The following is a 15,668-nucleotide window of genomic DNA, read 5'->3' on the forward strand; positions in this document are numbered from 1 at the left end:
GCCAGCGTAATCATCCGGATTGTCACTTGGTACAGATGACTTGTTACTGTAAACGACTGCCATGTACTTCTTGTTGGCTGGAAATGCCGACATATTGGTACCTTTGTCGTCATCGGCATAACGTACCCAAGGCCAATACTGCACTGTTTTGGGAATGTTCTTGATTTTCTCAGCCAGTTCACGGTACTGAGCGGCAACTTGATCCGTCTCAATCAAATAATCGCCCAAAGTCGCCGTGTGCGTATCCATTGAATAACTGGACTTCAATTCAAGTAATCTTGCCGATAGATATAACCGCTCATTTTCGTCAGCTAAATGCACTGTATCACCAATATCCACATTATCCGGCAGACGCGCTATATCCGTTTCATAGTTGACAACTGGGTGATTGTGCTTCTTTAGGTCGCTCAATGCTGACTGCAAGAGTGAAGCCTGCGTGGTCGCTTCATAAGTGTTGACCCGATTGATATAGGCGCCAGCGGCATCTGGCCTTGCGCCACCGCTTAATAGCCGACTCCACTGCTGGTTGGCTACCGGATCAAGCAAGATGCCATCTGAGGTCAATACAAACCGACCATCAGGATCAGTCCATTGATAGCCAGCTAACGTAATTGGCTTCTGTTCGCTCGTGTCCCCGTCTTTAGCTTCCGGCGTGCCACCAGTTGGTGTAATCGCTGTATACAGATCCCAGATGTTACCAGAAGTTACAATCTTGTTGATATCCTTATCAACATACAAGGTAATCCGCTTATCGGCACCAATGCGTTTGTGAATGTTGATGAGTCGCTGTACCACCGAGGTACCATTCAACTGAAAGCTGAACTCCAATTCCGCATGGTCAAATTGCGTTGCCACCGACAAAATTCGCGCCAGTGCTGTATCTGATTCACCAGTCCATTCAAGTGTTCGCTTCAAGTCTGGAATTTCATTCAAGCCAATATCAAATCCGGAATCTGTCACGAAAAAATTAATGTATTCAGCAATACTCATTGGTTTATCGGCTTTGTACGGACCAACCGTTTCATTGATAAGATCAATGCCGGCATCTTCAGCAGTGAAAGTGGTCTCACCCAGTAAAGGATCATGGTTTGATTCCATGATGGTCATGAAAACAGCCTTACCCCGCGTATCTTTGTACAAGACATAATTGCCATAAGCAGCCATGGATTTGACCTTAGCTGAGGTTTCTGGCGTAAATAAAATGGTGCCTGAATACGTTCGCGCACCAGCTGATATCAGTTGATCATCAGTATCATTAACAATATGAATCGGCCCCTCACCAGCTGTGGCGATCCCCAGCAAGTGCCAAGAACGATCAGTGAAATAAAAATCCATTATAGCCACGCCTCCTGCCATTCAACTTGACACGTGTATGGTTTAGCCCAATCAGACTGCAAGACTTGAATCGTGTTTTTGCCTGGCAGCAGCTGGAAGCCTTCCCAGTTGTTACCGACAGTCTGTAAAGTAGGGTCTTCAGCACCATTCAGACTGACAACCCGTTTAGCCACATCAATCTTGACCACATCGCCTTCCTTGAATCGGTTAGGTACGTCTGTCCAATAGTCAACGTTTACCCAATCAAAATAACTGTCCTGCCAGCCCATATTGGCTTCGAGAACATCTGAGAAAGCAGAGAACCATACTGTCCAGCCATCAACTGGCAATGCACCAAACCCAGCAATAGTGAATGGCCGAATAACATTGCCACCACCAACCCGGTCAATACGGAAAGTTAACTGGTCACCCATTTTTGAAATGACGGCGAAACTGTTTGCCCTTGAATAGAGGTCACGTGGTAGCGCTTCATGAAATAGCATTCGCGCATCGTTTCCGTCATGTATCTTGCCTTCGAACATAACTTGGTCATCTGTTGTGCTTTGGTCATAAAGTGCCAACGAAGCAACGATTTTGCCTTCGTAAGTCAAATTGAATTCAACTCGTCCAGCCCAATTTGTCATGGTTGCAAAGCGGATTAGATTACGCCATTCAAAGTTGCCATTCTGTTTGCCATTAGAATTAGCAGCAAGTTTTCCGCTCATTGATGGTCCGCTCCAATAGTTAGAGGGATTACGTTCCGTGTTGGGGTAAGCAATCGCATTGTCATAGCCGTCTGGGCGTCCATAAGAGAAAATGCCTTTTTGTTTATTGGGGGTAGCCGGATTATCGCGATAGTTGGGATAAGTCAGCGCGCCATCATTCATCACAATGCCATTAGGTTCATTTTCAAAGTCAAAATAGTATACCCGTTCAGACTTCTGCCGCACAACGCCATCAATCTCGCTGGGCGAACCAAATTGCAAGACTGACCCTTGATCATTGACAAAAGCAACAACCCCATTATCAGCATGCATAGTTGCCGTGATAACTGGCTCAACAGGATAAGTGCCACCATTGTGCACCGTAATGGTGTCGGAATAGTATTCAGGATCAGCTGGGTTAGGCGACCATGTTGAGTAAGTGGTGCCTTCCTCTAACTTGGCTTTGAGATATTGATAGGTGCCAACATCCGTTTTTTGGAAGGCCCACGCAAGTGTCACCTCAATCTGAGCTGCTCCAGTCGTCCCCGGGTCAGGCCATGTGCAGACAATCGTGCTGCGCTGATTTGCTCCCATTTGTGTGGTCACGGGAAACCCAGCCAGTGATATCCGATTGCCATTGATATCATTCGCCCAAAGTTGGAAACTGACAGCAAAATCGGCCCGCCCAAGCAAGACCGTAGCTGCATACTTTTTCCCAACGGTAGGATTGTTGAACGATCCAAGCTTTTGAATATTCCAGCCCGACCCTGTGACTGATACTGGGTCAGCGCTTGTGCCTGCCATAAGGTTCAGCGGGATATCCTTGTAAGGCATATTGTCAAACGTCTGCGTGGCTACCGAGTGGGCAATGCCATCGGGGACAAACAAAGTAAATGAAGAAGTGATCGCATTCCGGCCTTTAGGAACATCGTCAACATCTGTGAGCACGGCATTCCAGTACACAGACAAGTCATCATTGAACGAAACCTGATGAGTGTCACCGTGAAGTATGTCATTGAGCTTATAGAATGCTTGTCGGAACGAAAGATTGTCCGCTGCTGAAAGCCTGTAGCCGACAATAATCTCACGAGAAGGGTTCCGAACATACTGGATAAACTCGCCATCTGACTTGCCAATCGTTTGTTTCTCGATTGACTGGCTTAGTAGTTCTCGGCCACTGACTTGCAGCGTGCTATAACCCGGAATCAAGTCTTCAATGTACTGGCCATCTATTAGCATCGCCTCTGCTGGGCGCTGGTTGTCATCAGAACCCGTAAAGGGCGTTGTCTCTCTAAAATCATACAAAATTAAACGATCCCCTTTCGTCGATTGCTCATTCGTGTCATGCGACTGAGCTCTGTTTGCATTGGGTTTGCGGTTGCACGAGCAACCTCTCGGCCGTCAATGTACAGAGGAACCTCAATCGTTTGCTTGCGAGTGTAGTTGACATCAAGATTTGAAGACAAGGTTGCACCTTGAACGCTGTTATTGAGCGACTGCAATGATGCATCAAAGGGAGAAGTATTCACTGCCGGCATCGTAACAGCAGCACTATCAGCAATAGCTTGTGCCATGCTCGAAACGTTCCTTTGGACATTTGAGAACTTGTCAGTAAGCCCTGCATTCAAGCCGTTCATGATGGCGCTACCAGCAGGTATGAGCAGCTTGGCATCGTAACTGATTGGGCCTTTATGCTTGCGAATCCAAGAAGCAATTCCGCCAACAAAATCGGTGATCTTCCCCCAAACTGCTTTGAGGCCTTTGAAAAAGCTATCCATGATAGCGCGGCCAGCGTCAGCCAGGCTAAAATTACGAAGTGCATTGAATGCTCCTTTGATGCCATTAACTATTCCACTTACCACGCCAGTAAAACCAGACCATACAGCCTTAGCACCATTAAAAATACTAGTAGCAGCTCCAATCACAATAGACTGTATGTTGCTCCAAGCTGATGAAAAGAATGATGTAATGCTATTCCACAATCCGGAAAAGAATCCGGGAAGTGCGTTCCAAATTCCCTCGGCTGTGCTGACTGTTCCGCTCCATAGTCCTGATAAGAATGAAGCAATACCGTTCCATACGCCCTCGGTGGTAGACACAATACCATTCCATAATCCGCTAAAAAATGACGAAAGCGCACTCCAAATAGCGGAAGCGGCAGATACTGCACCATTCCAAAGCCCCTCTAAAGCTGAAACCAAAGTATTCCAAACAGTCATTGCATAAGTTTGAATAAGGCTCCAAATACCGGAGAAATACGTAACAAGGCCATTCCAGATCTGACCAGCGGCGGAAACAATGCTGTTCCAGATAAGCTGAAGATCAGCACTTAACTGTGTCCAATTTCCAGTAAGCAAATCAATGACAATAAGAATGGGACCCATAATAACTGCTTTAAGCATGTTCCAAACACCGGTAGCAACTTGGACAATCCCATTCCAAATTGTCGTCAGGGAACCACCAAAGGTTGACCATACAGCGGTGGCTACTGCAACTATTCCATTCCACAGAGTCGTGAAGAATGTGGATAGCGCGTTCCAAACTGCCGTTGCTGCGGTAACAGCACCTTGCCAGATAACTGAGAGTGTGGTTGTGAATGCTGTCCAAGTAGCTGATGCCGTGGTCGTAATCCCAGTCCATAGATTGCTGAAGAAACCTGTAATGCCGCTCCAAGCTGTCTGAATGCCGCTAATTGCAGATGTAAACGCACCCGATATAGCATTCCAAACAGTTTGCGCAACTCCTACAAGTCCTTGCCAAGCTCCTTGTAACCACGAAACAAATCCCGACCAAAGTTTTTGACCAGTTTTTGTTTGAGTGAAAAAATACACCAGACCAGCAACCACTGCTGCAATCCCAGCAATCAAAAGTACCCACGGATTCATTCCCAATATTAATCCGAAAGCCTTCCAAATACCGCCAGCAGTTTTCGCAATTGTTCCAAAATTAGTAACAACAGCGATAACACCACGAATTGGGCCGATCATCCTCGAAAAGATTCCGATGACACTGGACAATCCTCCAACGGCCAAACTAATAACCTTAAAGGCTCCCACTGCTCCTAGGATCGCTACCGCAAACGACTTAACAATGTCATTTGCAAATGCCGCCTTGACGAGTGCCGCAATTGGCTTCAGCACGTTAACAACACCAGTTAAAGCCGCCTTAACACCTTCAAAAATTGCTTTCCACGGTAAGTTAGCAATAATATCACTAACAGTTGTGATGGCTCCCATGGCTGCATAGCCAAAGTCAGTGACGGCTTGCTTGATACCATCGAAAACTCCCGAAAGCTGCCCACCACCGAACACCGAATTAAACGCATCACCCACTTTTTGAGCAATACCAATCAGATTGACAAATGCAACATTAGCTAAGCTGCCGACCAGGTCCCAGATGGTATGAAGAACGGATCCGATCCCTTGAAGGATCGAACTGAGTCCACTCATTGATTCGCCCTTGCCTAGGTTGCTAAGCTGAGTCCTGATGTTCAGGATCAGGGTCGAAAACGGTGAAAAGAAGCGGCCAATTGAAGCAAGAACTGAATCGAAGTTAATGCCTCCGATCTTATCAATAATGCCGCTAATAGCTCCGACAGCGACTTTAGACATTGCTTGCCAAGCAGGCTGAAGCTTGTTTGCTAGTGTTTCCTGAAGGCCGTCCATTGCCTCACCGACAGTCTTATAACTTGTGGCCATCTTCTGGAAAGCTTTGCTGTTGCCTGCCTTTTCGATACCATCAAAGAACTGCTGCGTGCTTATTTTGCCGTTTTGAACATTCTCAACCAGTTCTTTTGTACTCATGCCCATTGCTTTAGCAACGGCTGCCATGCCTGCTGGAGTCTGTTCAAGCATTAGGCGGAAGTCAGCCCACTGTACCATCGGCTTAGCGGCCATTTGTGTACCTTGTTCCATCAATGTCTTCATGGCTTGCTTTGGATCATCAGTGGCAGCAGCCAGGCCGCCCATACCTTTAACAAGGCGGCCGACTCCTTTTACACCTACTGATGCAAACTGTGCATAGGCAGAAGCCATGTCAGATGAACTGTAAATGGTCTTTTGTGCGTAACTCTGCAAGGACTTTTCAATCGTTGAGATTTCTGCGGGCGTTTTGCCGAGGAACTTCATGTTGCTCTCGAACGTTTGCCACGCCTTGCTGGAAGCGTCAAGTTCACCAGCCATGCTTTTGACGCCTGCACCAATGGCACCCACAACTTTAGTTAGGCCAATGGCACCAGCAATCTTACTCACAGTTGACACAAAGTTGCCTGCTGGTTTTGTTGACTTTTCAAAGCTATCACCGACCTTTGACGCAGAATTCGCGATGTTCTTGAAAGTACCCGAAAAATTTCGGTCAACGGCAGATAAAATTGCTTCAACGCTAAAACTGTCAGCCATGTGCTCCCTCCTTTCTTTCAGATAACGGAATGATTTTGCCTTCGCGCTTCAACCGCTGAAATTCGGCCATCCGTTTTGCGAACACTTGTGCTCTCTTTTGTTTGAGCTCGGTTTTGCTCATCTGTGATACTTCATAATTGGGCTCATAATTTGATCGCACGTTATCAATAGCTGCTTTCTTATCAAAGAAATCATCAAATGTCTTGAACTTAGGCTTAGGATTCTTGCTACCGGTGGTTGCCTGCACTTGCTGGTTCATCCATGCTTGCTGTGCAATTTCGTTCTGTCTGTCGACTTGCTTCAGCTGATAGGCTTCCATACGCAGCTCATACTCAACAAGTGTCATACGTTCAATGTCTCGAATATTAGAAAAGCCTAGATAGGCAAATGCGTTTAACAAAATTTCGTGATACGTTTCTTCACTACTCTTTTGAACGCTTTCGTCCTCATCTAGGCCTTCATGTTTTTTGCTACTGCTTTTACTGCGTTAGCACTGTTCATTTCGTCTGAAACTTGCTTAAATAGCGAATCTAAGTCTGAATTGCTGTCAATAAAGTCATCGACTTCACTGGCTGACGGACGTTTCTTAGATGCCACGGTGGCTGAATAAATGGTGTCTGATAAAACAGCAGCATCGTATGCGCTTAGACCAGCTAGAGCCTTTGCAACACCCATGCCAAAGTTAATGCCGTGCATGACGGCACCCATATTCTTATCCATTTCGCGAACAAAGCGGACGCCAAAGTTGAGTTCATATTCTTTACCGTTAATGGTTAATTGCATGATTTAAAGTCCTTTCTTTTAAAGCCGCCCGGGTTTCACCCGTACTGTGACTTTCTTAGGCGACTGATGACAAGTCTCTTATGCTGTTATGCTCCAGTACCAGTTCCGCCCGCTGGTGCAGTATCAGCAGTGTTAGTGCCCGGATCAACAGCCTTGTCCCAAACTGTGCCACCGCCGGTATTGTCAGTGTCAGTGACCTTGCCGACCCCAAGGAACACGTAATCAACCTGTTCCTGAGTTTCATCATCGAGCGTAGTCCAGCCGCGTTTAGGCGTACCGTTAACTGAGAATGTCACATCACGAGTCGAGTGATCGTCAGGATCGTTGTCGCTGCTGTCTTCTTGCACGGTTACTTGCATATACCATGCGTAATACTTACCATCAGCGTTCTTACGTTTGCGGTAGAGAATCCAGAAGTCGAGCAATTCACCATCAAACAGCGAGTCATACATTACGTCTGCAATTGCGGCCGTGTTGTTCAGGAACTCGACCTCAAGATCGGTACTTGCAGAGCTTCGTGTTGCTACATTGCCGTCCTTGGTAACAGTGGAATCACTGTCAACAGACGGATCAAAGGACAGCGAAGTCTGCCAAGGGATAATTTGGCCGCTAACCGTTGCTTGATCGCTATGTTTGCGAGCCAAGGCAACAACGTCCATGCCTTCTAGCACTTTTAATTCATTTGCCATGTTATGGCCTCCTATAAAATATTGAGATTGAGTATCAGCGTGGCTCGGTTGAGAACCGTGTCAGGGACACTCTGGTCTTGTGTAAACTCTTTTGACTGGTCTTCTACACGTCCATAAAATCGGTAATCATCTGTTAGAACTTGCCCAATCGCGGCACGAAAAAAGCGCTCCGCCATATCAGATACGGTGAAACGCTGTTTTTTATCGCCCCAGATGTCAATGGTAATTAGCACATTGCCATTGAGTGACGTCTTTGTTGCAATAGGAACAACTTGAATATCGCCAACAATGACGAAAGGATACGGGGCGTTCTCCTGCTGCATGGGCAAATGGTCGTAAGTCTTGTACCCAGATGATTGCGAAAACGCATAGAAATAATCGTAGAGTTCTTGCTCTGGTGATGTGATTTGAATCACCTACTTTGCTGCTTGTTTAAGCTGATTAATAAACTGAACTTTCTGATAAAGGAACGCAGGCTTCAATACAGGACGTGCCCGCATGAAACGGGTCCCGTTTTCGGTGTATGGGTTGTATTCCATCGACATGCCAACTATGCCCGTTAGGCCGCCATCTTCAAGCGATAACTTGATGCCGCGCTTGGTAGCACCAGTAGGATGAGCGTACACGGTGCCAGTCATTTGCTGAGCACGTGTCTGGAGCTGTGCTGCCTGCTGTTTGACGATTTGTTTGACAACATCCATCTTTGCTCGGCTAAGCAGACCCGCTACCAATTTGTCCATGCCTTTTATCTCCATGTTGTAGCTAATGCTGGCTTTGCTCATTTCGTCTCACCCACAATCAAAGTAGCGTTTTGAAGCGGAACGCGGTCCGTATTAAGGGCATAATGAGTCGCTTCATCATCAATCGTTAAATAGCTCCAATTGACGGTGATTGGCTCAACTAATCGGATCACCTTTGCCTTTTGAGCATAGTTTCCGAATAGCTGAGCGCTCTTGTCGGTTCCCATGTCGGTGACACTGGCAACAGCGGTGGCAACCTTTTTCACATCACCGTATTGATGTGTTTGCGGATTATATTCTTCATCATCAAGCCAGAATGTAACCTCATGATCTAACCGCATATGATCACCTCTTTGGATAGCCAGAAATGAAGCTGACGGTGCCAAGAGACTTGGCATTCTTACCGTTGGCTTCTTTCCAGTCGCTGATGTCATCAGCAAAATCATCGAAGTCATTAGACTTGAACGTGAACGACTGCCCCTCCTGCTCATAAGACGTCATGCCTTCGTTCTTACGCCGGTTATATCGTCGCACACAGACTTCCAAGGCAATGTAGGCCAACTCACTAGGAAAGGCCTCATCTGTCCGCAAGCCGAGCTTAAATCGTAAGGCCTGCGTAGTATTTTTGATAATGAGGGTAAGCACATCATCTTGTGTGTCAGTTTTGATTTCCATCATCGTCTTCAAATCCGCAAGCGTTACCGGATCAGTATCAGCCATGTTATGCCTCCTTTCCGCCGCCCTGCTTTCGCAGCACTGTGATTTTCATAAGCGACGGTGTTCAAGCTAGTCTGAAGGGACAAGCGCAAGCAAGTCTGCCTTCAAAGTCTTCCCAGTGTAATCAATACTGTGGGCGTCCAGCCATGCTTTGATCTCATCAACGGTTTGATCGCTCGTTGGTTTGACATCTCCGCTAGGGTCGAAGCCGTCGTCATTCCCAGACGGCGCTACGCTTTTGGGGCATTGATTCCAGCAACAACGAACTTCTTGTCGATCGTGAAGCGATAGTCAACGATGCCAATGTTGCGAGGATCACCAACCAGATCGTACATAGATGTTTCAGAAGCATTGATTGCGCTGTAGCCAAGACCGGCAACCTTAGTAACATCAGTGAATGACGTACCCGCAATTTGCATTGCAAGAGTACGGCGATTGATAACCGCAGTCTGGCCACCATTGCCAAGACTGTCGCGCTTGACTTCATAGCTGTTTTCCGGATTAGCCAAGCCATAAGAAACAGCACCGTTAGCAATGATGAACGCGTCCGTGGTACCATCTGCTGCAACTGGCAGTGCATCGTCTTCAACGATCTCAATGCCGTTGTAGTAGCTGATTGGCGTACCACCGTTAGACGGCTGAATAGTATCAATCAGGTTCTGATCACGCATTGCACCAACAGCAGCAGAATTGAGCACGATCTTCGTCAGTTGAGGGCTGGCAACGTCACCCATGCGAGACAATGCGGCAATAAAGTCACCAGCAGCCAAAGGCGCTGGCGTGCCCATGCCATATGCCTTAACAGCCTGCAAATCCGCATTGAGGAATGCGTTCTTCAAGACTGCAATCAGAAGCTTGTTGTCCTGGATGTTCCAGAATGATGCGAATTGTCCTGCAATTTGTTCTGCAACCGGAGCGCCGGTGGAAAGTTGACCAAAGTCTGTGTACCCAAACGCTTTGGCTTGGTACATTTGTGGAGCGATAGCACTGTAACTGTCAACATTGCCGACAGTAATGTCGCTAGTGTCGTTCCACGTCTGAGCTTCCCCGCTAAGACTTTGCAGGGTAGGAATAGTTACATAAGTCCCGCCCTTGAGCAATTGCGCTTGAATGATTGGGTCGGTAGTGAGAATGCCACTAGAGAGCAGACGGTTAGTAGCAGTTTGCTGTTCCAAGACATAATCCGCGAATACTTTAGGTTCGACCAAATTCAATTTGGCTGTTGCACCACTAAATTCTGGCATATTTATTTACCTCTTTCATTTTGTTAGTAATTTCTTGTACATCTCTGGATCTTTTCGTTGCAATTCGCTGCGCTCTAGCAAAGTCATATCCTTAAGGCTCTTCGTCTTGCGGTTGGAGGACGGGTCCAATGGTGTACTGCCTTTCAGCAGTTCTTGACGGACGCGCTCTGCTACGGCTTGGTCGTGCGCAATGAGCCACTTAACATTGGTCTCGGTTGATTCTGCCTCAGGCGTTACAACATGCTTCAAATCGTCCTCTGTGACCGACAGCTTGGCATCTTCGAACATTGATCGAGCTTGTTTTCCCATCTCATAGGTGGCAAGCTGTGATTTTAGCTCATCTCGTTCTTTTTGAGCCTTTTGAAGCTCATAATCCTTCTTCTGGTCGGCATTCATCTTGGCCAGCTTCGCAGCCTCGTCAACAGCAGCTTGCTTCTCCTTCTCGGCACGAGCAAGACGCTTCTTGACGATTTCATTGACCTGTTCATCGGTGTAGACGTGCTTACCATCAGGATCAGGGTCAGCCGGTTCTCCTTGCTTCTTACCTTCAGGAGGATCTACCGGATCACCATCTTTTGGCTTAGGCGGATCGACTGGATCTTTCGGATCGCCTTGAGGATTATCTTCAGCGAAAAATTGCAAATTCATAGGCATTAAAATCTTGGGAATCATGTTAAGAACTCCTTCCACAGCTTTTTAGACGGATCAGGCTTGCGTCTTAATTTACCGGAGCTTTTATAGTCGATCACGCTTGGACTTGATGGCATAAAAATAGCCGCTAGCTGCGGCTTAGAAATTATTCAGCTTCATCACTCGGTGCATAAGCCGCAATGGAGCATCGGCAATTTGGGTGGACGGGAATATCCGGCACATCATCAACCCTGTATATGCCTTCACCAGTTCTGCCACCTTCTGAAATCTCCTTGCACACATCACACGCGCTTGGCTCAGCCACCCATTTGCAGTACTGATAGTCAAATTTGTGGAAACTATCTAATTGCGCCTGTGTCTGAATTCGAGCTGACTCAGTACGTACAATTCGTTCTGTCACATAGCGGTGATTGTTCACCGTTTCTGCCACTTGACCGCGTAACTTGCGAGCAATCTTTAGTGGACTCTGTCCTTGAATGGTGGCGGATGTCAGCAGTTCATCCAGTTCAGCCTTTAGAATGTCTTGGTTGATCCAGATGCGCTGTGAGAAGGTGTAATCGCCCTCTCGTTTGGAGAGTAACTTGGCTAAATCAGTGTAGCCGCCCTTAGATACCGTCTCTCCAAGTATTCCGGCTTGCCGTTTGATCTCGGATTGATAATCATCACTCAATTTTGAGATTAAATCGACGTTCACTTTCATGTGTGCATCAAGCATTTCTTGACCAATCTCACTCTTGAGCATTTCTAAGCGATTAATGCGCATAGTAGCGTTGTATAGCTTGAGACGATCATTGACATCCTTGCTGAAGTCGGAATATTTGAGCGGTTCGCCGTTGTACATCTTTCTGGCATCATCGACGATCCGCTTGGCTTCTGCTTGATATGCTTTAATATCGGTGGCCATCACTGCTTGACGCGCACCGGCCATACTGTCGTTGCTGTATGCGGCATACTTGGCAAACTCTGAATCAATATCCTTTTGAATGTTGCTTAAAGCTTTGTCAAAATATTCCTGAATTCGGGCATTGAACGCCTCGTCATTCTTAAGGTTCTCGGCAATCCATTTACGTTCAGCGGCAGTTCGCTTATTCCAGTAGGCAGAATTACTCGCTATCTGTTGTTGAGTCGTTGTTGTCATCATTGCCACCACCATTCAGCAATTTCTGGAAGTCCGGGCTTGACGGACTGTTAGCAGCAGCATCTTTTGCTTTCTTGGCAGTCTCATCAGCAATGCGTTTCATTTCAGCCTTAGGATCATCGACAAATGATAAGGTGCTAAGCATAGTCTGATCTGATACAAGGCCTTTGAGTTTAGAAGCCGCGTCTGCTTCGTCGGTAATGTTCTCCGGAAGATTTCGCGAGAATGCGAAGTTAAGCTTTTGCCATTCATCGGCTTTACTTTCTGGCAGAATTGTTCCAACACTGAACGCGATCTTGTAAAGGGACCGGAGTGACTGTGTGAACTTACGATCTTGATTGGCCGCTAGATTGCGCATTGGTAGCAATTTGTATTGCAATGCAACGCCAGAACTATTGCCGCTGAATGCTTCATCGTTCAAGTTGGCCACCATGCTTATCTGATAGATCATGCTGATGAGGCGGTCAATAAGGTGCTCTTGAATGGCATCACCATCAGGCTTGGTCAGAAACTCGGCCACACCGTTAGTAGAGTCAGCATCTGGCGAATAGATGATTTGGTTGCCGTTAAGATCAAGCTTTGGATTTCCGTCATCATCCTCTGGCAGGCTCATGCCCCTGATAACCAAGTACGCGTTGTCAAAGTATTCATTCTGGTTTGCCTTTTGGCTTAGCACCTTGTCCAGTGCATCAATTAGCGTCTCAACGTTCTCAAAGATGCCTTGACGCTCGGTGTTCATGAAGAACTCAACTGCTGGAATCTCGCTAAATGGATTAAATCCGGCCGTTCCTTCAAAGCGAACCATATCAAGGCTGTATATACCGTCTTTCAGATACACCTTGCCAGTTAGATTGTTGTCTTCATCATGCCAATACATGACAAATGCAATGGCTTTGTGTGCTACCGTGTCATCATAGACAATGAATGAATTGATGGGCGAACTGTATGCAATGCACGTATTGCTGTCTTCGTCTTGGTACAAAAAAGCAAGTGCCCGTCCGTAAATGGCTGCTTGCTTGCTGATTTCGCTTAATTTGTCCTGAACGCTGTTTGTGTCGTTCCACTCTTGCAGCGCGGTATTATCCTGTGTGTTGTCGAGCGTGATCTTCGGTGGAATGCCAATGTAAAACCCATTGTAGGTATCCACGATATAGTGAGCCAAGTTGCCGACAAGCCGATTGTCCGGCCCGTGGTCTTTGGCATCTTCATGAAGAATCTTGTGCTTGCCAAGATACATCTTTTTAGCAGGTAGATATTTTCTGCGAGCTAGTTCATCATTTGCGCTAATGAAATTGGTGATATCGTCCCCAGTAATAGCTGTGTCTACTGGAAAAATAAATACGTCACCGTCTGTGATTGATCCTTTACCTTGAACTGTTAATATGATGGCCACCTCCTTAGAAGTATTTGCTTGTGTTCTTGAATGCTCGTGCCTTGTTGGCCTGGCTAAGTTTCAACTGTCCGGCGTTGTCCATTACCATATATTTGAAAGCATCGACCGTGTGATCGTGCTCTTTAATTACGTGTGGATCGTCAGAATGTGCGGTCTTCTCATCCCACTGGTATTGCTGATGTTCTGAGATGAATATCTTGTTGTCGTCATTGTCCAAGTAGAACACACGTCCTTGAGCAAGTAAGTTAGACACAAAGTCAATCATGTCAGCTTCCTTGCCCTTGACAATGCCATGCCAGCGAATGCCGAACTCTTTAACAAACTCGTTTCTCAGCGCACCTTCAGCAGAATCAATCGTGTATTTAAGCACGGGATGATTGTATTTTGACCTTACCTTATCAATAAACGACTTTATCTCTGGCACAAGGTCACTTGGTGCCTTCTTCACGCTCTGATTAGCTGGAGAATAGTAATAGGTGTCTAGTACGATCAGGTTGTTCTTGGCCGTAACAGCGGCCGCCACGCACGTGGTTGCGCTATTAATATGACCAGCGTCGATTGAGAACACGAGACGCCTAATTGGATCGTTGCTTGGCACCTCATCCAGTCTATGAAACAAATCCATGTTGTAGACGTTGGTTCCTAATCCAATCACATCGCCAAGATAAAGCCAACGGTAGTAGTCATAGTCGTTGGCTTTATACTTGTCGATCAGTTTCAGCTGCTGTTCGTCAGTGAATCCAAGATCATCATCGAGATAAGTTGAAGTGTCAATGAAGAAGTCCGGGTCTCCTCTCACGCTGTCGATCCACTCATTGATCCAGTCATATGGATTCTTCGGTGGGTTATACGTGTAGAAGACCTGAACTTGATCAACCCACGGTGACTTTTGTCGAATGAAGGTTGGATTAGTTTGGTCAAACACTTCAGCAGATTTGAAGTTGGCTGCTTCTTCATACCACACAGCAATCACGTTACGAACGGTGTTAGACTTCAGCTTTTCAGGCTTGTCACCGCCGTAGAAGTAGAATGTGCTACCAGTTCCACGATGCGTTATGCGCATAGGCGATACGTTGAACACAAACTCGTCTGTCATTTTGAGCATGTCAATGGCCCAACTGATCTGGCTGTAAACCGAATCACGCAAGTTAATCGTGTTCTCTCGAATGATGATGACGTTGGCTTTATGTCCTTGCTGTGCTTGCCTTTTAAGCATCATGAGTAGCTTCAGACTAACTGTCGATGATTTAAATGAGCCACGACCGCCGTTCAGTATCAGATATGGTGCCTTTGACCGCCAAAACGGATAAAAATGTGGTTGCACCATCTTACTTAACTTAATCATCTTCTGGGACGTCATCGACAATCACCGTCCTATCTTGCGAATCCGTATCAGTAAGCAACTTGGCCTTGGCTTCCATGATGTCAGCCTCAGCTTTGGACTTGCGAACATCAGCCTTAGCTTTCTCAATATCAGTAATAATCTTCGTTAGCTGAGCATTGAGCAGCTCATCATTACCAGGGTAACGCTTTAACAATTCGCGTCCTGCTGCCATGCGGTCTTTGATGCTTGGCTCGTTTTCAACAGATTCTGCGCCATCTGGAGTGCCAACTATAATCGTCTCTTTTGCCTCTCCACGAAGCACTGTGGTGAAGTATTGAAGCACCTCAGCAGCCTTGGCAATCTTGTCAGACTCGATGCGTTTCATGCGTTCATCGATGGCAGCTTTAATGTTAGGTTTTGTTAGGTTTTCTGCACCGACAAATCTAGCCGTTCTTTTGCTGTATCCTGCTTCTAGTGCCGCTTTGGTGGCATTGCTATCAGCAATATAAGAATCAACGAACTTCTTCTGTTTTGCTGTCAGTCGCATTACATATCACCACACCTCCCGCATTTG

16 protein-coding genes are annotated in these 15,668 nt (G+C 46.5%); all 16 read right to left on the reverse strand.

Annotation, left to right across the window (positions count from 1 at the left end; all coding sequences use genetic code 11):
- On the reverse strand, positions 1–1,335 hold a 1,335-nt coding region (locus ACWP87_RS05980), incomplete at its 3' end, for a phage tail protein (protein WP_048654076.1).
- Positions 1,335–3,323: a distal tail protein Dit gene (locus ACWP87_RS05985; RefSeq protein WP_015764922.1), complete on the reverse strand. Its 1,989-nt coding sequence runs from the start codon at positions 3,321–3,323 to the stop codon at positions 1,335–1,337. The genes ACWP87_RS05985 and ACWP87_RS05980, both read right to left, overlap by 1 nt.
- 2 nt (positions 3,324–3,325) lie before the next feature.
- Positions 3,326–6,415 (reverse strand): phage tail protein, encoded by a 3,090-nt coding sequence (locus ACWP87_RS05990; RefSeq protein WP_014569496.1) that lies wholly within the window; start codon positions 6,413–6,415, stop codon positions 3,326–3,328.
- A complete protein-coding gene (locus ACWP87_RS05995) occupies positions 6,408–6,761 on the reverse strand; it encodes a hypothetical protein (protein ID WP_015764921.1) in 354 nt (117 codons plus the stop codon). Before ACWP87_RS05995 ends, ACWP87_RS05990 begins: the two co-directional genes overlap by 8 nt.
- Before the next feature lie 104 nt (positions 6,762–6,865).
- The gene (locus tag ACWP87_RS06000; RefSeq protein ID WP_014569494.1) at positions 6,866–7,198 is read right to left on the reverse strand and encodes a tail assembly chaperone; all 333 of its coding nucleotides are present in this window, start codon (positions 7,196–7,198) and stop codon (positions 6,866–6,868) included.
- 86 nt (positions 7,199–7,284) lie between these two features.
- Entirely contained in the window at positions 7,285–7,887 is a 603-nt protein-coding gene (locus ACWP87_RS06005; RefSeq protein ID WP_014569493.1) for a phage tail tube protein, read from the reverse strand.
- An 11-nt stretch (positions 7,888–7,898) separates the two neighbouring features.
- Positions 7,899–8,303 (reverse strand): gp17 family tail completion protein, encoded by a 405-nt coding sequence (locus ACWP87_RS06010; protein WP_014569492.1) that lies wholly within the window; start codon positions 8,301–8,303, stop codon positions 7,899–7,901.
- Positions 8,304–8,669, reverse strand: a complete 366-nt coding sequence (locus ACWP87_RS06015; protein ID WP_015764920.1) for an HK97-gp10 family putative phage morphogenesis protein — start codon at positions 8,667–8,669, stop codon at positions 8,304–8,306.
- Positions 8,666–8,968 (reverse strand): hypothetical protein, encoded by a 303-nt coding sequence (locus ACWP87_RS06020; RefSeq protein ID WP_014569490.1) that lies wholly within the window; start codon positions 8,966–8,968, stop codon positions 8,666–8,668. The genes ACWP87_RS06015 and ACWP87_RS06020 overlap by 4 nt, the downstream gene beginning before the upstream one ends.
- A 4-nt stretch (positions 8,969–8,972) precedes the next feature.
- Complete coding sequence (locus ACWP87_RS06025) at positions 8,973–9,347, reverse strand: phage head-tail connector protein (RefSeq protein ID WP_014569489.1); 375 nt, start codon at positions 9,345–9,347, stop codon at positions 8,973–8,975.
- 227 nt (positions 9,348–9,574) lie between these two features.
- A complete protein-coding gene (locus ACWP87_RS06030) occupies positions 9,575–10,588 on the reverse strand; it encodes a hypothetical protein (RefSeq protein ID WP_014569488.1) in 1,014 nt (337 codons plus the stop codon).
- A gap of 15 nt (positions 10,589–10,603) precedes the next feature.
- On the reverse strand, positions 10,604–11,260 hold the full coding sequence (locus tag ACWP87_RS06035; protein WP_014569487.1) for a DUF4355 domain-containing protein: 657 nt from the start codon (positions 11,258–11,260) through the stop codon (positions 10,604–10,606).
- 124 nt (positions 11,261–11,384) lie between these two features.
- A complete protein-coding gene (locus ACWP87_RS06040) occupies positions 11,385–12,377 on the reverse strand; it encodes a minor capsid protein (protein WP_014569486.1) in 993 nt (330 codons plus the stop codon).
- Positions 12,343–13,770 (reverse strand): phage portal protein, encoded by a 1,428-nt coding sequence (locus ACWP87_RS06045; RefSeq protein ID WP_014569485.1) that lies wholly within the window; start codon positions 13,768–13,770, stop codon positions 12,343–12,345. Before ACWP87_RS06045 ends, ACWP87_RS06040 begins: the two co-directional genes overlap by 35 nt.
- Before the next feature lie 4 nt (positions 13,771–13,774).
- Positions 13,775–15,130 (reverse strand): PBSX family phage terminase large subunit, encoded by a 1,356-nt coding sequence (locus tag ACWP87_RS06050; protein WP_029943635.1) that lies wholly within the window; start codon positions 15,128–15,130, stop codon positions 13,775–13,777.
- On the reverse strand, positions 15,108–15,641 hold the full coding sequence (locus ACWP87_RS06055) for a terminase small subunit (protein WP_014569483.1): 534 nt from the start codon (positions 15,639–15,641) through the stop codon (positions 15,108–15,110). Before ACWP87_RS06055 ends, ACWP87_RS06050 begins: the two co-directional genes overlap by 23 nt.
- Positions 15,642–15,668 lie beyond the last annotated feature (27 nt).

This window comes from Lacticaseibacillus sp. 22 (assembly GCF_055413445.1).